We start from the raw sequence: 19,439 nt of genomic DNA on the forward strand, positions 1-19,439 counted from the left end.
GTGCGGTTCGAAGCCGCCCGAGGGCGTGTCGCCCGCGCGGCGTCCACCTTGCCCGCAGTCCGCACATCGCCTTCACCCGACGGTCACCTCCTCCGGTACCCGCCCCTCCAACGGCGCCTGCTGCAAGGGCACGGGCCGGGCGACGACAGGCGCGGACGGCTCCACGCCGGACGCCTCCACGCCGGACGGCTCCGCATTCGACCGTCCGGCCCGGAGCGACGCGTCCTCGGCGTCCGCCCCCGGGGCCCCTTCGCAGGCCGGACCCGTCTCCTGCGCACCCGGCCTTTCCTGGCACTCCCGCGCTTCCTCCTCCCAGGGCACCCCCACCCGGGCCACCCCGCACCGCACCACCCCTGTCGTGTACGGCAGGTGCAGCACCCCCTCCCGGCTCCACAGCCCGGCCCCCGTCAACCAGCCCTCGGGGGCGGGCAGATGGAGGACCCGGCGTGCGGCCGGCCGCCACACGCCGACCCAGCTGCCCCGGGCGCCGTCGACACGCAACGCGACCCCGCAGCTCTCCGGGGTCAGGATCTGGCCCGGCTGGATGGCGAACGGGGTGATGCGGTGGCCGTCGGGAACCCGCAGGCACTCCGGGAAGCGCACCGGCAGCGTGCTGCCCAGCACGCCCCAGCCGAGCCGGTCGTGGCCGGGGGAGGGCGCGTCCGAGCGGATCAGGAGCAGCCCGCTGTCGGGGTCGGCGAGCAGCAGCCGGTCGTTGCTGTCGTCCGCGATCTGGAGCAGGGGCGAGACCGCGCCGCCCTGCTCCAGATCGACCGCCACCGACTTCGTCCGGCCGTCCAGCTCCTGGTCCAGCGCGAGCAGCCGGCCCGCCCGGTCCAGCCAGACCCCGCCCGAGCACCGCCCCGGCACCTGCGCCAGCAGCTCCGGCCCGAACCTGCCGCCCGCCACCAGCCACACCGCCGTGGCACTCCGGCCCAGGGCGAGGGCGTACGCCCGCTCCCCGCACGGCGCGGGCGGCAGCAGCCGCAACTCGGCCGCCGGGTCGGCGCACTGGACCGCGCCGAGCTGGAGTTCACCGGTGCCGGGCCCGGTCGGGTAGAGCAGCGAGAACAGGTGCCGGCCGGCCGCCAGCCGGTGGATGAGGACCCGGCCGTCGGTCATGGGGAGCACTTCGGTTCCGGGCTCCTCCGGCTGGTTGCCGGGCAGGGGCACGGCGTACGGCTCGGGGCCGTCCAGGGTCCAGCGCTCGGGGAACCAGGACTCGCCGTCGAGTGCGAGGCGTGCCGCGTACGTCCCGTCGGCGGTGATCACACAGCCGGGCGGCGCCGCGGACGCGTCACGTGCCGCGAACGGGGCAGGCGCCGCGAACACGTCATGCCCTGCGAACGGGTCATGCGCCGCGAACGGGTCATGCGCCGCGAACGGGCCATGTGCCGCGGACCCGTCACGGCCGCCGCTCCCGCCGCTCCCTTCTTCTCCGCCCGTGCCTCCGTCCGTGCCTTCGCTCCCGTCCGTCCCGTCGTTCTCCCGTCCCGTCGCGTTCTCCCGTCCCGTCTGGTTCCCGTGGCCCGTCGTGGGTGAGGGGGGTGTACAGGCCGTCATCGTTCGATCACCTCCGGCGACGAAGCTAGTTTTCGCACGCACAGACGTGGGACAACCCGCACCCCCTTCACACATAAGGGTGCTCGTGCGGCGATTCGCCTGAGGGAACGGCGATCCATGTGCTGGCGGACGAGCCGAAGGGAACATCCCTTCGCCCGGGACGGGAGGGCGGCTGGTCGAGTGACCCGCGGCCGGTCTGGGACGGGAGCGGTGCAGGTAGCCTTTGTGCGTGCCCCGTCTGTCTGAAGTCATCGCCGCGCTCGACGCCCTCTGGCCGCCCGAGAGGGCCGAGGGCTGGGACGCGGTCGGCACGGTCTGCGGAGACCCCGACCAGGAGGTCACGCGGGTCCTGTTCGCGGTCGACCCGGTGCGGGAGATCGCCGAGGAAGCGGTGAAGCTGGGCGCGGACCTGCTGGTCACCCACCATCCGCTCTATCTGCGCGGTACGACGACGGTGGCGGCCTCCACCTTCAAGGGCCGGGTCGTGCACACCCTCATCAAGAACGACATCGCGCTGCACGTCGCCCACACCAACGCCGACACCGCCGATCCCGGCGTCAGCGACGCCCTCGCCGGGGCGCTGGACCTGAGGGTCGTACGCCCTCTCGTACCGGACCCCGCCGACCCCACCGGGCGGCGCGGTCTCGGCCGGGTCTGCGAGCTGGACCACCCGCTGACCGTGCGGGAGCTGGCCGCGCGGGCCGCCGAGCGGCTGCCCGCCACGGCGCAGGGCATCCGGGTCGCCGGCGACCCCGAGGCGCTCGTCCGCACGGTCGCCGTCAGCGGCGGCTCCGGCGACAGCCTCTTCGACGACGTACGCGCGGCCGGTGTCGACGCCTTCCTCACCGCGGACCTGCGCCACCACCCGGCCGCGGAATTCATGGCGGCTGTCGCCCGCACCACGGAAGGCACAAGCACCCCCCTCGCGCTGCTCGACGCGGCGCACTGGGCCACCGAGTGGCCCTGGTGCGAGCTGGCCGCCGCCCAGCTCGACGAGATCTCCGACCGGGAGCGATGGGGCCTACGCGTCCACGTCTCCAAGACGGTCACCGACCCCTGGACCGCCCACGCGGCGTCCACCACCACTTCTGACCCCCTGGGAGCCCCCAACTGAACGCCGCGCCCGCCGACCAGATCCGACTCCTCGACGTCCAGGACCTCGACGTACGCCTGCAGCAGCTGGCGCACAAGCGGAGGTCACTGCCCGAGCACGCCGAGATCGAGTCGCTGAACAAGGACTACACCCAGCTGCGCGACCTGCTCGTGGCCGCGCAGACCGAGGAGAGCGACACCGCCCGCGAGCAGACCAAGGCCGAGCAGGACGTGGACCAGGTGCGTCAGCGCGCCGTCCGCGACCAGCAGCGCCTGGACTCGGGTGCGATCACCTCCCCGAAGGACCTGGAGAACCTCCAGCGCGAGATCGCCTCCCTCGCCAAGCGGCAGGGCGACCTGGAGGACATCGTCCTGGAGGTCATGGAGCGCCGGGAGTCCGCGCAGACGCGGGTCGCCGAGCTGACCGAGCGGGTCGGTGCCATCCAGGGCAAGGTCGACGACGCGACCGCGCGCCGGGACGCCGCGTTCGAGGAGATCGACGGCGAGGTGGCGACGGTGACGAAGGAGCGCGAGGTCATCGCGGCGTCGGTCCCCGCTGACCTTCTCAAGCTCTACGACAAGCTGCGTGACCAGCAGGGCGGCATCGGCGCGGCCAAGCTGTACCAGCGCACCTGCCAGGGCTGCCGCCAGGAGCTGTCGATCACCGACATCAACGACATCCGCAAGGCCACGCCCGACACGGTCGTCCGCTGCGAGAACTGCCGCCGCATCCTGGTGCGTACGTCCGAGTCGGGCCTGTAAAAGCGGCACGGGCGGCAAGGACAGTAAGGACTGTACGGGCAGTAAGGGGCTTTTGGCGTGCGGGAGTTCATCGTCGAGGCCGACGGCGGTTCCCGGGGCAACCCGGGGCCCGCGGGCTACGGTTCCGTCGTCCTCGACGCGGCGACGGGCGAGGCGTTGGTGGAGGCCGCCGAGTACATCGGGGTCGCCACGAACAACGTCGCCGAGTACCGGGGTCTCATCGCGGGCCTCAAGGCGGCGTACGAACTGGACGCGACGGCCACCGTCCGGGTCCGCATGGACTCCAAGCTGGTCGTCGAACAGATGTCGGGCCGCTGGAAGATCAAACACCCCGACATGAAGCCCCTCGCCGCCGAGGCCGCCCGGGTCTTCCCACCCGGCCAGGTCACCTACGAGTGGATCCCGCGCGCCGAGAACAAACACGCCGACCGCCTCGCCAACGAGGCGATGGACGCGGGCAAGCGGGGCGAGCAGTGGTCGGCGGCCACGTCCACGGCGGAGCTGGACGCGCGTGCGGCGCGGGCCGCTGCCGCCGCCGCGCCCGAGCCGACGGGGCCGCCGGGGGACGCGACGGCGGGCGCGGCGAAGGCGAGGGCCGCCCTGGCGGGGGCGACCACCGCGTCACGCGCGCATGAGGCGCAAGCGTCACGCGCGCATGAGGCGCAAGCGCCACGTGCGAGCGAGGCGCAAGCGTCACGTGCGACGCATGAGGCGCAAGCGTCACGTGCGACGCATGAGGCTCAAGCGCCACATGCGCATGAGGCGGAAGCGTCCAAAGCCGCCGTCGACACCCGTGCCGCCAGGAGCGTCGCCTCCGCCGCCGACCTCCGTGCCGCCAAGAACATCGCCTCCGCCGCTCCCGATCTCGGCACCCCCGCCACCTTCGTGCTGCTGCGCCACGGCGAGACCCCCCTCACCCCCCAGAAGCGGTTCTCGGGAAGCGGCGGCTCGGACCCTTCCCTCACCGATGTCGGCCGGTATCAGGCGGAGCGGGTCGCCGCCGCGCTGGCCGCTCGGGGGACGATCCAGGAGGTCGTGTCGTCACCGCTGGCCCGCTGCCGTGAGACGGCGGGGATCGTCGCGGCCCGGCTCGGGCTGAGGGTGACGGTCGAGGACGGGCTGCGGGAGACGGACTTCGGCGCGTGGGAGGGGCTGAGCTTCGGCGAGGTGCGGGAGCGGTACCCGGACGACATGAACGCCTGGCTGGCCTCACCGGACGCCGCACCCACCGGCGGCGGCGAGAGCTTCGAGGCGGTCGCCCACCGGGTTGCCGCCACCCGGGACAAGCTCGTCGCGACGCACACGGGCCGTACCGTCCTGCTCGTCACCCACGTCACGCCCATCAAGACCCTCGTACGCCTGGCCCTCGGCGCGCCCCCGGAGTCCCTGTTCCGCATGGAACTCTCCGCCGCCTCGCTGTCGGCCCTGGCCTACTACGCGGACGGCAACGCCACGCTCCGCCTCCTCAACGACACGTCGCACCTGCGCTGACCCGGGGACGCAGGGCTCAGGGTCTGAGCGCCGTCGCCTCCCGCGCCAGCGCCTCGATCCGTCCCCAGTCCCGCGCCGCCACGGCATCGGCCGGCAGCATCCAAGTGCCGCCCACACAGCCGACGTTGGGGAGGGACAGATACTCCGGCGCGTTGGCCGGCCCGATCCCGCCGGTCGGGCAGAAGCGGGCCTGGGGGAGGGGTCCGGCGAGCGACTTCAGATACGCCGTCCCGCCCGCCGCCTGCGCCGGGAAGAACTTCATCTCCCGCACCCCGCGCTCCAACAGCGCCACGACCTCCGACGTGGTCGACACCCCCGGCAGAAACGGCACCCCGGACGCCCGCATCGCCTCCAGCAGTACGTCCGTCCAGCCCGGGCTGACCAGAAAACGACCGCCCGCCGTGACGGACTCCGTCACCTGCGCCGGGGTGATGACCGTCCCCACCCCGACCACCGCCGCCGGAACCTCCGCCGCGATCGCCCGTACGGCGTCGAGCGCGCCCGGCGTCCGCAGGGTCACCTCGATCGCCGGCAACCCGCCAGCGACCAGCGCCCGCGCCAACGGCACGGCATCGACGGGGTCGTCGACGACGACCACCGGCAGCACGGGCGCCAGGTCGAGGACGGAGACGCACGACGACGACGGCAGCGGTGAAGGCATGCCTTCATCCTGCCGGTCGCGCGCAGCATGCACAACGAACGTTGCACATGCTGCAACCGCACGGAGTGGGTTGGAGTCAGTGGTTCGGGGCCAGTGGTTCGGGGCCAGTGGGTTGGGGTCAGTGAACCTCTGTCACCAGCACATCCAACGTCCACGCCTTCCCGGCCGCGGTCCCGGTCCCGGCCGGAGACTCCACCTCCACCACATACCCGAGGTCCCGCAACGCCTCCACCAGCTCCGCCGGGCCCTTGGGCGCGATTCCGGCCGAGAGCAGACTCCGTACGATCCGGCCCTTGGTCGCCTTGTTGAAGTGGCTGACGACCTTCCGCGTCGGCGCGTGCAGCACCCGTACGGTCGCCGTCCGCCCGGCCACCTCGCCCTTCGGCTTCCACGCGGCCGTGTACGCCGAGGACCGCAGGTCGAGGACGAGTCCGTCACCGGCGACCTCGGGGAGGGCCGACGCCATCGGCGTACGCCAGTGCGTGCCGAGCGCCCCGATGGCGGGCAGCTTCACGCCCATCGAGCAACGGTAGGAAGGGATCCGGTCCGTCACGCGGACCGCGCCCCACAGCCCCGAGAAGACCAGCAGCGAGCGCGCCGCCCGCTGCTTCGCGGCGGTCTCCAAGGTGGCCAGGTCGAGGGCGTCGTACAGCACCCCCGTGTAGATCTGCCCGGCCGGGCGCGTCCCCGCCGTCAGTAGTTCCGCGTTCTTGGCGACCTCGCCACGCAGCCCCTCGCTCAGCCCGAGCACCTCACGCGCCTTGTCCTCGTCCCCCGCGCACAACTCCACCAGCTCACCGATCACGGCCTCCCGCGCCCCGGTCAGCGTCGGCAGCGAAAGCCCCTCCAGCTTCAGGGGAGCGCCACCCGAAGAGGGTGCCTTGCCTTCGGACGGGGGCAGCAGGACGAGCACGGGTACTCCTTCTGTAGGGCTCCGCGACAGAGTACGGGGTCGGAGGACGGGCTTCCGCAGGGCAGGGCGAGGTCCGTTCCGCCCGTGTGCACGACCGGCGGACGGGCGTGGTCAGGGTGACGTTCCGCCCGTTCTGCCCGTACGCGGGACCGGTCGTCGCCGTGCGCCAGGGTGCGGTCCTGCCTGTGCGCGGGACCGGCCGGCGCCGTCGTCAGGGTCCCGCCCGCCCCGCCCTACGCCGTCGTCAGGGTGCCGTCCCGCCCGCCCCGCCCTACGCTCGACCCATGCCCCGCCGCCATCTCCGCGTCAAGGGCGCCGCCGAGGCTCCCCTGCGGGCGGCCCTGCGCGCGCTGCGCGAAGAACTCGGTGTGCCCGATGTCTTCCCGCTCCAGGTCCTCGTCGAGGCGGAGCACGCCGCGAAGTCGCCGCGCCTCCCGTCGTACGACGCCACGGACATCCCCCTCTTCACCATCGACCCTCCCACCTCCACCGACCTCGACCAGGCGATGCACCTCTCCCGGCGCCCCGGCCCGGGCAACGGCGGCTACCGCGTCCGGTACGCCATCGCCGACGTCGCCGCCTTCGTCACCCCCGGCACCGCGCTCGACGCCGAGACCCACCACCGGGTGACGACCCTCTACTTCCCCGACGACAAGGTCCCCCTCCACCCCGCCTGCCTCTCCGAGGGCGCCGCCAGCCTCCTCCCGGACCACACCTGCCCGGCGGTCCTGTGGACGCTCGACCTCGACGCGGAAGGCCGTACCGAGACCGTCGACGTCCGCCGCGCCCTGGTACGCAGCCGTGCCAAACTGAACTACGCCGGCGTCCAGAAGGAGATCGACGCGGGCACCGCCGAGGAACCACTCGCCCTGCTGAAGCAGATCGGCCAACTCCGCGAGCGCCTCGAAGTCGAACGCGGCGGCATCTCCCTCACCATCCCCGAGCAGGAGATCATCGAGCACGCCGACGGCAAAACCGGTGGTGACACCTACGAGTTGGCGTACCGCGCCCCGCTCCCCGCCGACGGCTGGAACGCCCAGATCTCCCTGCTCACCGGCATGGCCGCGGCCGAACTGATGCTGGCCCACGGCACCGGCGTCCTGCGCACGCTCCCCGCCGCCCCGGATGGCGAGGTCGGCCGCCTCCGCCGCACCGCCAAGGCCCTGCGCATCGACTGGCCGCACCACGTCTCGTACGCCCGACTGGTCCGCTCCCTCGACCCGCACGACCCCCGCCACGCCGCCTTCCTCCTGGAGTGCACGACCCTCCTGCGCGGCGCGCACTACACGGTCTTCCGCGACGGCAACCTCCCCGCCATCACCACGCACTCCGCCGTAGCCGCCCCCTACGCCCACTGCACGGCCCCCCTGCGCCGCCTCGTCGACCGCTACACCGCGGAAATCTGCCTCGCGGCGGTGGCCGGCGCCCCCACCCCCGACTGGGTCCTGGCGGCCTTCGACACCCTCCCCGACGAGATGGTGGCGGGCACCCGGCGGGCCGGACGCGTGGAGCGCGAGTGCGTGGACATCATCGAGGCGGCGCTGCTCAGGGACCGGGTGGGGGAGGTCTTCGAGGGATGCGTGGTGGACGTGGAGGAGGACCGACCCACCGTCGGAACCGTCCAGTTGGAGTCCCCGGCGATCATCGGCCGCGTAGTGGGAACCCCCGGCGGGCGGCTGCCGCTGGGGGAACGGCTGCGGGTACGGCTCACACAGGCCGAGCCGGGAGTGGCGAAGGTTCGGTTCGTTCCTGTCGATCCCGCGTGAACTCCCCGATGACCCGTACGAGTTGATCGGACTCGTCCGCGTGGAAGCGCACCAGCCGTACCGCCCTGCGGCGGCCGAGGAAGGTCACGTACTCGACCGGCTCGGCGAGTTCGAGTACGACCGTGGTCTGCGAGCCGACCTCCATGTTCAGCTCGCCGTCCCGCTTCTCATGCGTCGTACGCAACTCACGACGGACCGACGCGACGGCGGTGAGCGGCACGCACAGGTCCACGGTGGCGAAGCGGCGCAGACGGAGGGTCGTGTCGGTGAGGACATGGGGACGGGTGACGGAGGCCGCGTGGAGTCCGGCGACGATCAGGATCGTGTAGAGGTCGAGGACGAGCACGGCCTGGTGCACCAGCGGGAAGTCGCGCAGCAGGACGGACATGGTCACGGTCTCGACGACACACACGAACCCGAAGCCGAACATCATGGCCCCTTGCCCCCGCGTATACCCGTACGCCCGTCCTCCTTCCCCGGTCCCGTGCGGACGACGGGCCACCCAACGCAACAGGCTGGCCAGCAGCAGGAGTTCATGACGTACGAGGGTGTGGGCGATCCGACAGGTGTTCCCCACCTGGCTCATCGGCGGTCCTCCCTGAGTTGCCGGCTGAGTTTCCGGAGCGTGCGGCGGATGGCCTCCGCCTGGGCCGGGGCGAAGTCGGCGTAGAAGGCGCGCAGGAAGCTGCCGGCGCCGGCAGCGCTGCTGCTGCTGCCGCCGCCGTCGTCGATGTCGGGCGGGACCATGTCCGGCGGGATGAGGCCGGCCAGTAGATCGGCGGCCTCCGTCACCCGGGGATCATCGAGTTCGGCGTCGGCGAGCGCGTCGAGCAGCGCGTACACCTCGTGCGCCCGCTCCACCGCGCCGGGGACCGCCATCATGCTCTCCAGCCCTGCCAGCATCTCCGCCCGCACCTCCGGTGTGGTGGTGGTCTCCAGAAGCGCGAACACCTCCCGATCCATGGCGGCCATCGGAGACTGCGGCGCGGACCCGAACTTCCCTAACAGCGCGGCGAGTTCGGGCGACACGGGCCCCTCGGCCGGCAGCCGCCCGCACCGCGCGTCCTCCATCAGGACACGCAACCGGGCCCGCCGCTCCCGGATCGCGGTCTCCTGCCGGGCCAGATCCTCGTCCAACTCCCCAAGAACTTCGACCAGTTCACGCCCGGCGTCGTCCGCCAGCACATCCCGCACCTCGGCGAGCCCGAGCCCCAACTCCGTCAGCCGCCGGATCCGCGCCAGCACGACCGCGTGCCGCAGCGTGTAGTCCCGGTATCCGTTCGGCCGCCGCTCCGGCTCCGGCAGCAGCCCGAGGTGGTGGTAGTGCCGCACGGTCCGCGGGGTGACCCCGACGGCCGCGGCGAGTTCTCCGATCCGCATGCGACCAGTAGAAACGTTGACGCTGCGGCAGGGTCAAGCAACCGGCCCGGCGACTGACGGTGACCGAGATCATGTGCCACGATCGAGGGAACGGTTCCCGATCTCACGGCCAGGTGATCAGCCGATGTCCCAGTCTGGCGAGCGACCGAAGAAGGAGGGGCGTGACATGACTGCCATGGCCCACGAGCCGCTCACGCAGGAAGAGGTCCTGCTGGAGGGCTTTCTCGCCCTGGACACCCCGGAGGGCTTCCGGGCGGAGCTTGTCGAGGGGGAGATCGTAGTGACACCGCCGCCGGACGGGGATCACGAGGACTACATCGAGCTGATCGTGCAGCAGGTGTACAGGCGGTCCAGGACCGATATGCAGTTCTCCGGGAACAAGGGGCTGAAGCTGGGGAAGGCGGAGGGGTGCCCGAGGGACCACGTGATCCCGGACGGTACGTTCGTTGCCCGGACTCTGCGGCTCTACCGGGGTGCGGACTCCTGGATGCCCTGCCAAGGCGTCGCCATGGTGCTGGAGGTGACCTCCACCAGGCCCAAGGCCGACCGTGAGGTCAAGCGCCGCTGCTACGCCCGCGCCGGCATCCCGCTCTACCTGTTGATCGACCGCGACATCTCCGAGGTGACACTCCTCAGCGATCCCCGAGAGGACGACTACCGCCGGCGCTGCACCGTCCCCTTCGGCAAGCCGCTCGCCCTCCCCGAGCCCTTCGCCTTCGACCTGGACACGGCGGACTTCCTCTAGTACCCGGGGGTGTACGGCGGTATGGAAGCCGGACACCGAGGTGTTGCACCCTTACAGCCTTGGAAAGGGGTGCGTGAGGTGGGCGGCAGACGTGAACAGACCCGGTGGACCCGGGCCACCCTCGGCCGCCCCGACCACCCCCTCGACCTCCTCACCGCCCGCTTCGACCGCCACCGCTACGCTCCGCACACGCACGAGGAGTTCAGCGTGGGCGTCTGCGTCCTGGGCGCCTCGTGCATCGACTACCGGGGCGGCGCCCTCAAGGTCGGCGAGGGCGCGATAGTCGTCCTGGCCCCCGGCGAACCGCACACCGGCGAATCGGCCTACGGCACCTACGGCTACCGCGCCCTCTACCCGGCCCCCGCCCTCCTCACCGACGGCATCCTCGGCGGCGTCCCGCACTTCCGCGACCCCGTCCTCCACGACCCCGAGCTGGCGGCCGCCCTACGCACCGCACACACCGAGCTGAGCACCTGCCCCGACCCCCTGGAGGCCGAGTCCCGCCTCCCCTGGCTGCTCACGGCCCTGGCCCGCCGCCACTCCACGTCCGGCGCGAGCTCCGACAGGCTTCCGGGCGCCGACACCATCGCCGTCGCCGTACGAGACCGCCTGGCCGACGAACTCCTCTCCCCGCCCTCCCTCGCCGACCTCGCCACCGACCTGGGCCTCTCCCGCTACCAACTCCTCCGAGCCTTCCGTACGACGATGGGCATGCCCCCGTACGCCTGGCTGGCCCAGCACCGGGTGAGCCGTGCCCGCGGGTTGCTGGAGGCGGGCGGCCGCCCGGCGGAGGTGGCCGGTCAGGTGGGCTTCGCGGACCAGGCGCACATGACGCGATGGTTCAGGAGGGTGCTGGGGGTGACGCCGGCGGCGTATCGGACGAGCGTGCGGCCGTAGACGCGCTGGGTGAGCCGGGGGTCGTGCGCGCAACAGCGTTCAAGACGGATGGGGCCCCGTGGCCCGAAACTCCCCCCATGACTGCACGCGGCTGGTTCCTCTTCTCCCTGATGGGAGTCCTCTGGGGCATCCCCTACCTGATGATCAAAGTGGCCGTGGACGAGGTCTCCCCGTCCACGGTCGTCTTCGTACGCTGCGCCCTGGGCGCGGCCCTCCTCCTCCCCTTCGCGATCCGTCAGGGAGGACTGACCCGCGTAGTCAGGCAGCACTGGCGACCGATGCTCGCCTTCGCCGTGATCGAGGTCATCGGCCCCTGGTGGACCCTGACCGACGCCGAACGCCACCTCTCCAGCTCCACGGCCGGCCTCCTCATCGCGGGCGTCCCGATCATGAGCGTGCTCCTGGCCCGCTTCTTCGGCGACGCGGAACGGCTGGGAGTCCGCCGCATGACGGGCCTGGCCCTGGGCCTGGGCGGCGTGGCGGTCCTGACCGTCCCCCACCTCACGGGAGGCAACGTCCTGTCTCTGGCGGAAGTCCTGGTCACGGTGGTCGGCTACGCGACGGCCCCCCTGATCATGGCCCGCCACCTCAAGCAGGTCCCCACCCTCCAGCTGATAGCCCCGGTCCTGCTCCTGGCAGCACTCGTCTACGCTCCGGCGGCAGCCCTGACCCGCCCACCCACGATGCCCTCGACCCCCGCCCTCGTTTCGTTGGCGGCCCTGGGCGTGATCTGCACGGCCCTGGCCTTCGTAGGCTTCCTCGAGCTGATCCACGAGGTCGGCCCCACGAGGGCGACAGTCTTCACATACGTCAACCCGGCGGTGGCGGTGGCGGCGGGCGCGCTCTTCCTGGACGAGCCACTGACGCCCGGAGTCCTGGCATCCTTCGCCCTGATCCTGGCGGGCTCGTTCCTGGCGACGGCATCGACGGCATCGACGGCATCGACGGGACCGAGGACTGGTGGGCGCCCGGTAGCATGGTCCACACGGCAGACGAGCCGGGCGGACGGCCGCGTGGAGGCCCTTGTGGACCTCCCCGAGGAACGTCCGGGCTCCACAGGGCAGGGTGGTGGCTAACGGCCACCCGGGGTGACCCGCGGGACAGTGCCACAGAAAACAAACCGCCCAGCGCTCAGGCGCTGGGTAAGGGTGAAACGGTGGTGTAAGAGACCACCAGTGCCCAGGGTGACCTGGGCAGCTAGGTAAACCCCACCCGGAGCAAGGTCAAGAGGGGACACCCCGGTGTCCCTGCGCGGACGTTCGAGGGCTGCCCGCCCGAGTCCACGGGTAGACCGCACGAGGCCGGCGGCAACGCCGGTCCTAGATGGATGGCCGTCTCCCGGCCGACCGCGAGGTCGACCGGTGACAGAACCCGGCGTACAGCCCGACTCGTCTGCCTTTCTGTTTGGCCCTGGAAGCACTTCGGCACAGCTGGTTGGCTCCTGTCAGAGGGCCAGGTCTGCACACGCCAGGGCGTTGGTGCATACCGGGCACCATGAGGCGCACGGATGGAGCGGGTCGATTGTCGATGATCTCTGTCTTTGCGTCACATGGCTGTGAACCTGACGGCTTCCTGAAGCAAAGCCGTGGCACCGTTCAGGTCGGCCAACCGGGCTGCGAGCGTGGCCTCAGCGAGGCGCGGCGGAAGAGCCACGCTGAACTTCAGTCCTGCCAGCGCACGGGGATCCACTGCCGGGAGGCACAGGTGGTCGGCGGCGTGTGCGGTGGCCTTTCTCCATTCTTGGGGGGTGAGGTCCTCGCGCAGTCGGACGTAGGCGTCCGTAGGGCGCTGCAGGGGGTCGGCGATGCTGGAGAGGGTTGCGGCCAGGGTGGCGTTGGTGCGATAGCCCGCCCACGTCCACCACCGCACATTCGTGTCGTGCCCTCCCCGCATGATGACGGTGCCGTCGCGGTACACCAGTTCGGCGCTCTCATCGCGCACGCAAGCGAGGGCGGTTTCGGCACGGCGAGTTAGCCTGACCGGTGGGGTGGCACCGAGCAGTATTTCGCGGGCCGCCCGTGTCAGCTCGTACGACGCGGTGCGGGTCAGGCCGACGCCGCCCCAGCGGGCCCGCCCGCCACTGTCCACCGGTTCGACAAAGCAGCGGCGGCGCGACCAGTCGATGTACGTCACCTGCCAGCTGCGCCCGGCGAGCAGAAGTCGGCGAGGGCCGACGACCTCGTCCGTGAGCAGCACGGGATCTGTGGTGCCGATCTCGGTGCGGCCCGACAGCACAGTGAACTCAGGGGCGGCGGTGAAGACCGCGGTGAGGTCCATGAAATGCCGGTAGCCGAACCGCTTTTCGGCCTCTGGGCCAATGAACAGCAGTTCGCCGTCCCGGTCCAGATAGCCCTCCTCGACCAGGTGGCGCACGATCGGCTCGGCGGAAGGGCCGAACGGGCCGAAGCCTCCCCACCACTCCTGCCACAGTCGGTCACCGACCTGGTGCTCCTGGAGGCACAGCGCCAGCACCTGTTGCGCGGCAATGTGTCGGGGCTCCGGAGGAGCGATGACCGGCTCCACCCAGCCGCGCGACCAGAGCAGCAGAAGTGCCGCCGCGGACAGGAGGCCGGCGTCGTCGGTGGCGAGGAACAGGCAGTTGCGGCTGGATCCGGGCCGTCGACCGGTGCGGCCCAGTCGCTGTAGGAACGAGGCCACGGTGCGTGGCGCATCGATCTGGACGACCCGGTCGAGGTCGCCGACGTCGATGCCCAGTTCCAGGGTGCTGGTGGAGACGATCACACAGTCACGAGCCTCCGCGAAGGCTTCCTCCGCCCGCCGTCGCTCGTCTGTGGACAGTGACGCGTGGGACAGGAAAGTAGTCATCCCCTTCGCACGCAGCGCCGCGCCGAGTTCCTCGACCTGCTTGCGCGATTCACAGAAGACCAGCCGCTTCTCGCCCCGGTGCAACGCCGCGATCACTGTCGCGGCATTGGCCAGGGACCCCACATAGTCGAGCTGGACATCTCCGGGCGGAGGCAGTTTCTGTACTTTCTCCTTCAGGTGCGGGGCGACAACCTGCGCCGTGCGCCGCCCGGCCTTGGCTCCCTGCAACCAGGTGAGCAGTTCCTCAGGGTTACCCACGGTTGCGGACAGGCCGACCCGCTGCACCGGACGCCCGGCCACCCGCTCCAGCCGTTCCAGCACGGCCAGTAGATGCCACCCCCGGTCGTCGCCCGCGAAAGCGTGCACCTCGTCGACGACGATCGCCCGTAGCCCGGAGAAGAACGCCCGGTGGTCGACGTTGGCGCTGACCAGCATGGCTTCCAGGGACTCGGGAGTGGTCAGCAGCACATCCGGCCGTTCGCGCAGGATGCGCTTGCGGCGGGAGTGTGTGACATCGCCGTGCCAGAGCGCGGCTGTGCGCCCGAGCCAGGAGGTGTACGTCTCCAGTCGGGGCAACAGGTTGTTGAGCAGCGCTTTCAGCGGACATACGTAGAGGACCGAGGTGCCGTCCCATTTCTCCTGCGCCATCCGCGACAGCAAGGGGAAGCACGCGGCCTCGGTCTTCCCCCCTGCGGTTGGGGCGATCAGCACGGCGTCCGCCCCGTCTGTCAGGGGGATGATCGCCTCCTCCTGGAGAGTCCGCAGGCGGGGCCAGCCCAGGGTGTTCACGACGTGGTGGACCAACCCCGGGTGAAGCAGGTCCATCGGGTCGGGCGCCACGTCGCTCACGGGAGATCCAGTTCGACATCATCGGCGCTGTCGACCGCCGCGGCGTTGCGCTCGACCTCGGTCAGCTCCGAGGCGTTCACCGTGAGCGCGTAGTGCTTGCGCGGATCGAAGTCCTCGAACTGGTCCACACGGTCGAGGACGTCGCCGACGAGCTTCTTGAGGAACAGACGAGGTGCCACCCCGACCTTGCCGCCCAGCGCCCCGCCGACGGCCCTTGCCAGGTCGGCGACGTATACGTCGTCTGTGAGCTCCTTTACTCGCTCAGCCGCCGAAGACCCGGACGCGTACAGGTCCCGGATGGTCAGCCCTAGACCGATCAGCGATTCCAGATTGAAGCCCGGCAGCCTGAGCTGCACGGCACGCGGGTTGTCGAAGCGCGGATCGGTCGTGAAGTCGGTGGCCAGTCGCTGGGCCAGCGGAGCCAGCCGCTGCACCCCCTGCCGGCCGTCGTAGAACGCCGGCGTGCCGGTGATCAGCAGATAGAGGCCGGGGAAGCGTCCGGAGTGCACCTCGTCGATGAGCTGGCGCAGCGCGTTCAGCGCCTTGTCACGGGCGTCGGACCGAACCCGTTGCAGAGTTTCCACCTCGTCCAGCACGACGAACAGGCCCGAGTGCCCGGAGTCCCGCAGCACGGTGAGCAGCCCCTGCAGGAACCCCAGGGCGCCGAAATGGTCGAGGTCGCCGCGCACCCCGGCGGACCTGCGGGCCGCCGCGGCTACATGCGGCTGCCCGCCCAGCCATGCCATGACGGCGGAGGCGGTGGCCTCGTCTCCCGACTCGAGGGCCGTACGGTAACCCCGCAGCGCTGTCGCGAACGACGGGGCGTGCCGGGACACCTCGGTGAGCCGGGCCGTCATCAGCTGCTCCACTTTCGCAGGCAGGTCCTCCTCGGAGGCACCCGCGGCAAGGGCGTCCTCCTCAAGGGCGTAGAACCAGGCGTCCACGACCGGCCGGAGCGCGCTCGGGGGGAATCCGGGCGTGGCCAGCCGCTCGGTGAGGCGGCGGTAGACGGTCTCCAGCTTGTGCAGCGGCGTCTCGGTCTCCGAGACCTGGATCTCGGCGACGGCGAAGTTGCGCCGCTTGGCCCGCTCCCCGAGCCAGCGCGCGAAGAAGGTCTTGCCCGACCCGTACTCGCCGCGTACGGCCTTGAACACCGACGCGCCCGACGCCACGGCGTCGAGTTCAGAGTCCAGGGCACTCTGGAACCGATCCAGGCCGGTGGCCAGCAGGTCGAGCCCGCTCTCAGGAACGGCTCCCCGGCGCAGCGCGTCGATCACGTCACGGCGCCGGGCGGCACTGACGGGTCCGTTTCGGCCAGGGCTGTCTGTACTCACTCCGACAGTCTCCCATCGGCCTGGGACCACGAGGGCGCAGGGCGAAACGGGCGGCACCGTAGTGCGTTTGGAGCGCAGTGCGGACGGACCGCCCGGCCGGCTCCGGATCGCCGATGCCGGTGCGTGGTAGCGGTGTCGGTGAATGCCTTGACTGCCGCCAACCCCGTTGATGCAATGGCATGTTCACCGCCGTGATGGGGTGGTGACGCAGCGTTCGGCCCGAGACGGAAAGAAACAGCGTGGCACTCGACAGTCTGAAACTCAGCGACGCCCTTGCGGACGTCGCTTCCGGCGCCTTACAGCTCCCCGACTTCCAACGTGAGTGGAAGTGGGACGACGAGCGCATCAGGGCACTCATCGCGACGGTGACACTCGACTATCCGCTCGGGGTGGTGATGGCGCTGCAGACCAATGGCACCTCACTGTTCCGCACCCGGACGCTGAAAGGCGCTGAGGATGCGGAGGGCCGGGTGCCCGATCTGCTGCTGCTCGACGGCCAGCAACGGTTGACCTCCCTCTTCCAGGCCCTGCACCGGGATCGCCCGGTGGAGACGGTGGATGCTCGAGGCAAGGAGCTGAGGCGCTGGTACTACGTCGACATCGCCAAGGCCATCGGGCCACCGGCCGAACGTGACGACGCCATCGTGTCAGTGCCTGAGGACAGGATCCTCAAGACCGGCTTCAACCGCAGGGACCTCATCGACCTGAGTACCGTCGAAGGTGAGTGCGCGGCCGGCTACTTTCCCCTCCACTTCGTGTTCGACACCGAACGGGTGAATGCCTGGCACGAGGAGTACGTGAAGGTCGACAACTCGAACTGGGGGCTGTGGGGACGGTTCCAGATGCACGTGCTCAACCGCATGCAGTCGTTCCAGGTGCCGATGATCAAGCTTGCGGCCTCCACGACCATGGACGCGGTCTGTGCCGTGTTCGAGCGGGTGAACACCGGTGGTGTGCCGCTCAACGTCTTCGAACTGCTGACGGCCACCTACGCGGGCAACCAGGAGTATGTGGCCGAGCACGACGACTACTACAAGCTCCCCGACGTCTGGCTGGACATCAAGAAGGGCCTGACGTCGTCGTACCCCGTGTTCGGACGCATGGAGGCCGGTGTCGAGGACGGCCTCAGCAGCAGTGATTTCCTCCAGGCTGTGGCACTCGTCCGAACCTGGGAGCGCAAGCGCCAGGAGCCGCGTGCCGCGGTCTCGTGCAAGCGCCGTGACCTGCTGGAACTGCCGCTCGCCGACTTCAGCCTGCTCGCTCCGCGCGTGGCGGAAGCCTTCGAGTGGGTGGGGGCTTTCCTGGAGCAGCAATGCATCGTGCGCGCCCCCGACCTGCCGTATCGAACCCAGCTCGTACCCCTGGCCGCCGTACGGACGATTCTGGGCGAGGAGACCGAGACGGCGGCGGCCGACGAATTGCTCACTCAGTGGTACTGGTGCGGCGTGCTCGGCGAGATGTACGGCGGTTCGACGGAAAGCCGCTTTACCCGCGACGTGGAGCAACTTGTCGAACGACTTCAGGGCAACACGGAGCTGGTTCCCGACACCATTGCCGAGGCGGCCTTCCTGGATGACCGGCTGGACACCCTCAGCACGCGCAACAGCGCCGCGTACAAGGGGGTTTACGCCCTCCTGGTCAAGCAGGGGGCGGTGGACTGGTACTTCACGGAAGCACCCTTGAACGCCGCGCGTCTGGCCGAGTACAGCGTGGAGGTGCGCCAGATCTTCCCGAAGGCGTGGATCGACAAGAATCACCGGGCCTACAGCAACAGGGCGAACTCGATCATCAACAAGACACCCCTGTCGCTCAGGGCCAGCAAGAGCATGACTGGTTCGCCCGTCGGATACCTGAAGACGCTCGCGCTGGAGTCGGGCATGCGCCCTGAGTGGTTCGACGACGTCATCGGCACTCACCTCATCGACCCTGGCGCGCTGCACTCGGGCGATTTCGAGCAGTTCTACGTGAACAGGTCCAAGCAGCTGCTTGAGCTGGTCATGTCAGCCATGGGTAAGCGCACCGTCTTCCGCGACGCGAAGGCCGGGTGACGCAGCCGTGCTCCGGACACCTTCCGACGAAGAACTGCTGGCGCTCAAAGGCCGGCGCATACCTCTCGTTGAGCTCCTGACCATCTTCAACACGCGGTTCCGCAACGACCAGGCCATCCTGCACATCGAGCAAAAGCTGAAGGACGTCGGTCTCGCGACCCTTCCGTACTTCGCCACCTGCAGCAGCCAGTCCGAGATCCACCTCGTTGCCCAGGAATCCGTAGCAGGGAATCAGGGGGACGGCGCGGACGAGGAGCAGGAGGACGAGGCGGGGCTGCTGCCCGGTGCCATGCCGCAGCAGCCCTTCCGGATCGGCGACCTGCCGTGCGCACACGCGGGAGTCGATTCGGTCACGCCTGCCTCGGACCTCACCGAGGCGACGTACATCATGCACACGAAGAACTACTCCCAGGTCCCGGTCCTGGAGGACCAGTACACGGTGGCCGGCGTCGTCACCTGGCGCTCGGTGGCCAAGATGTACGCCACAGGTGCGGAAGCGGCGCTGGCCAACGCGATCGTGGAGGACCCGCCGGTCGCGCACGCGCACGACGACTTCTTCGCCATGCTCTCCAACGTCTGCGAGCACGGATACGTGCTGGTTCGGGCCCACAATGGGCGCATCAGCGGCATCGTCACCGCTGCGGACATCACCCAGCGCTTCGATGCGACCGCATGGCCGTTCTTCGTCGTGGGCGAGATCGAGTTCCGGCTCCGCAAGTGCCTCGGCGCGAAGATGAGCGAGGACGCCATCCGTGCCGTGCAGCAAAACGACAGGAAGACGGGGAAGATCGCGGACCTCATGTTCGGCCAGTACGTGATGCTGCTCGACGGCGACCAGCGCAGCAAACAGGGAAACCGCAAAGAGGCGCTGTGCGCCGCGGCCGACCAGAACTGGCAGACGCTGGGTTGGACCGGCGTGAACCGCGTCCAGTTCGTGCACCAGCTCGACCGGGTGCGCAGCATCCGCAACCAGATCGCGCACTTCGACCCGGAGCCGCTGTCGGCGCAGCGGAGCGAAGAGCTGCGCCAGTTCGCGGGGTTGCTGCGCCAGCTCACCTGACGCATGGTGTAGTCGGTCCCGGGACACCCTGGGACCGACTACACCGTTCCCC

At 70.3% G+C, this 19,439-nt stretch carries 15 protein-coding genes, 1 other RNA gene and 1 pseudogene; 10 read left to right on the forward strand and 7 right to left on the reverse strand.

Annotation, left to right across the window (positions count from 1 at the left end):
- Window positions 1-72: 72 nt before the first annotated feature.
- Window positions 73-1,563 (reverse strand): hypothetical protein, encoded by a 1,491-nt coding sequence (locus tag JIX56_RS33270; protein ID WP_257546082.1) that lies wholly within the window; start codon window positions 1,561-1,563, stop codon window positions 73-75.
- Window positions 1,564-1,792: 229 nt separating this feature from the next.
- On the opposite strand from JIX56_RS33270, the gene JIX56_RS33275 reads away from it, so the two are divergent.
- From JIX56_RS33275 to JIX56_RS33285, 3 genes are read left to right on the forward strand one after another with little or no spacing between them, the layout of a single operon-like run.
- On the forward strand, window positions 1,793-2,677 hold the full coding sequence (locus tag JIX56_RS33275; protein WP_257546084.1) for a Nif3-like dinuclear metal center hexameric protein: 885 nt from the start codon (window positions 1,793-1,795) through the stop codon (window positions 2,675-2,677).
- On the forward strand, window positions 2,674-3,417 hold the full coding sequence (locus JIX56_RS33280; RefSeq protein ID WP_306819952.1) for a zinc ribbon domain-containing protein: 744 nt from the start codon (window positions 2,674-2,676) through the stop codon (window positions 3,415-3,417). The genes JIX56_RS33275 and JIX56_RS33280 overlap by 4 nt, the downstream gene beginning before the upstream one ends.
- A 57-nt stretch (window positions 3,418-3,474) precedes the next feature.
- Window positions 3,475-4,908: a bifunctional RNase H/acid phosphatase gene (locus tag JIX56_RS33285; RefSeq protein WP_257546088.1), complete on the forward strand. Its 1,434-nt coding sequence runs from the start codon at window positions 3,475-3,477 to the stop codon at window positions 4,906-4,908.
- Between the two features lie 16 nt (window positions 4,909-4,924).
- On the opposite strand, the gene eda is transcribed toward JIX56_RS33285, so the two are convergent.
- Complete coding sequence (gene eda, locus JIX56_RS33290; RefSeq protein ID WP_257546089.1) at window positions 4,925-5,569, reverse strand: bifunctional 4-hydroxy-2-oxoglutarate aldolase/2-dehydro-3-deoxy-phosphogluconate aldolase; 645 nt, start codon at window positions 5,567-5,569, stop codon at window positions 4,925-4,927.
- A gap of 118 nt (window positions 5,570-5,687) precedes the next feature.
- On the reverse strand, window positions 5,688-6,482 hold the full coding sequence (gene yaaA / locus JIX56_RS33295; protein WP_257546090.1) for a peroxide stress protein YaaA: 795 nt from the start codon (window positions 6,480-6,482) through the stop codon (window positions 5,688-5,690).
- Between the two features lie 284 nt (window positions 6,483-6,766).
- Between yaaA and JIX56_RS33300 the strand changes: the two genes are divergently transcribed.
- Window positions 6,767-8,248, forward strand: coding sequence for an RNB domain-containing ribonuclease (locus JIX56_RS33300; protein ID WP_257546091.1), 1,482 nt, complete (start codon window positions 6,767-6,769; stop codon window positions 8,246-8,248).
- Here JIX56_RS33300 and JIX56_RS33305 read toward each other — a convergent pair.
- Both JIX56_RS33305 and JIX56_RS33310 read right to left on the reverse strand, forming a co-directional pair.
- The gene (locus JIX56_RS33305) at window positions 8,190-8,834 is read right to left on the reverse strand and encodes a hypothetical protein (RefSeq protein WP_257546092.1); all 645 of its coding nucleotides are present in this window, start codon (window positions 8,832-8,834) and stop codon (window positions 8,190-8,192) included. The two genes, JIX56_RS33300 and JIX56_RS33305, sit on opposite strands and share 59 nt — an antisense overlap.
- A complete protein-coding gene (locus JIX56_RS33310) occupies window positions 8,831-9,628 on the reverse strand; it encodes a MerR family transcriptional regulator (RefSeq protein ID WP_257546093.1) in 798 nt (265 codons plus the stop codon). Before JIX56_RS33310 ends, JIX56_RS33305 begins: the two co-directional genes overlap by 4 nt.
- A 166-nt stretch (window positions 9,629-9,794) precedes the next feature.
- Between JIX56_RS33310 and JIX56_RS33315 the strand changes: the two genes are divergently transcribed.
- The 4 genes and pseudogenes from JIX56_RS33315 (at window position 9,795) to rnpB (ending at window position 12,665) form a co-directional block, all read left to right on the forward strand.
- On the forward strand, window positions 9,795-10,373 hold the full coding sequence (locus tag JIX56_RS33315; RefSeq protein WP_257546094.1) for a Uma2 family endonuclease: 579 nt from the start codon (window positions 9,795-9,797) through the stop codon (window positions 10,371-10,373).
- A 69-nt stretch (window positions 10,374-10,442) separates the two neighbouring features.
- Window positions 10,443-11,270 (forward strand): helix-turn-helix domain-containing protein, encoded by an 828-nt coding sequence (locus tag JIX56_RS33320; RefSeq protein ID WP_257546095.1) that lies wholly within the window; start codon window positions 10,443-10,445, stop codon window positions 11,268-11,270.
- A gap of 77 nt (window positions 11,271-11,347) precedes the next feature.
- A pseudogene (locus JIX56_RS48135) lies at window positions 11,348-12,175 on the forward strand (DMT family transporter); the annotation flags it as partial.
- A gap of 88 nt (window positions 12,176-12,263) precedes the next feature.
- Window positions 12,264-12,665: RNase P RNA component class A (gene rnpB / locus JIX56_RS33325), an RNA gene on the forward strand.
- Between the two features lie 150 nt (window positions 12,666-12,815).
- Here the strand turns inward: rnpB and JIX56_RS33330 are convergent.
- Window positions 12,816-14,921 carry a DEAD/DEAH box helicase gene (locus JIX56_RS33330; RefSeq protein ID WP_257551276.1) on the reverse strand — a complete coding sequence of 702 codons (2,106 nt, stop codon included), beginning with the start codon at window positions 14,919-14,921 and terminating at the stop codon, window positions 12,816-12,818.
- Between the two features lie 20 nt (window positions 14,922-14,941).
- Window positions 14,942-16,279 (reverse strand): BREX system ATP-binding protein BrxD, encoded by a 1,338-nt coding sequence (gene brxD / locus JIX56_RS33335; RefSeq protein ID WP_257546096.1) that lies wholly within the window; start codon window positions 16,277-16,279, stop codon window positions 14,942-14,944.
- Between the two features lie 239 nt (window positions 16,280-16,518).
- Here brxD and JIX56_RS33340 point away from each other — a divergent pair, with 239 nt between their 5' ends.
- On the forward strand, window positions 16,519-18,327 hold the full coding sequence (locus tag JIX56_RS33340; protein ID WP_257546097.1) for a GmrSD restriction endonuclease domain-containing protein: 1,809 nt from the start codon (window positions 16,519-16,521) through the stop codon (window positions 18,325-18,327).
- A 7-nt stretch (window positions 18,328-18,334) separates the two neighbouring features.
- Window positions 18,335-19,387 carry a CBS domain-containing protein gene (locus tag JIX56_RS33345; protein ID WP_257546098.1) on the forward strand — a complete coding sequence of 351 codons (1,053 nt, stop codon included), beginning with the start codon at window positions 18,335-18,337 and terminating at the stop codon, window positions 19,385-19,387.
- Window positions 19,388-19,439 lie beyond the last annotated feature (52 nt).

This window comes from Streptomyces sp. CA-210063, from assembly GCF_024612015.1.
Classification (GTDB): Bacteria; Actinomycetota; Actinomycetes; order Streptomycetales; family Streptomycetaceae; genus Streptomyces.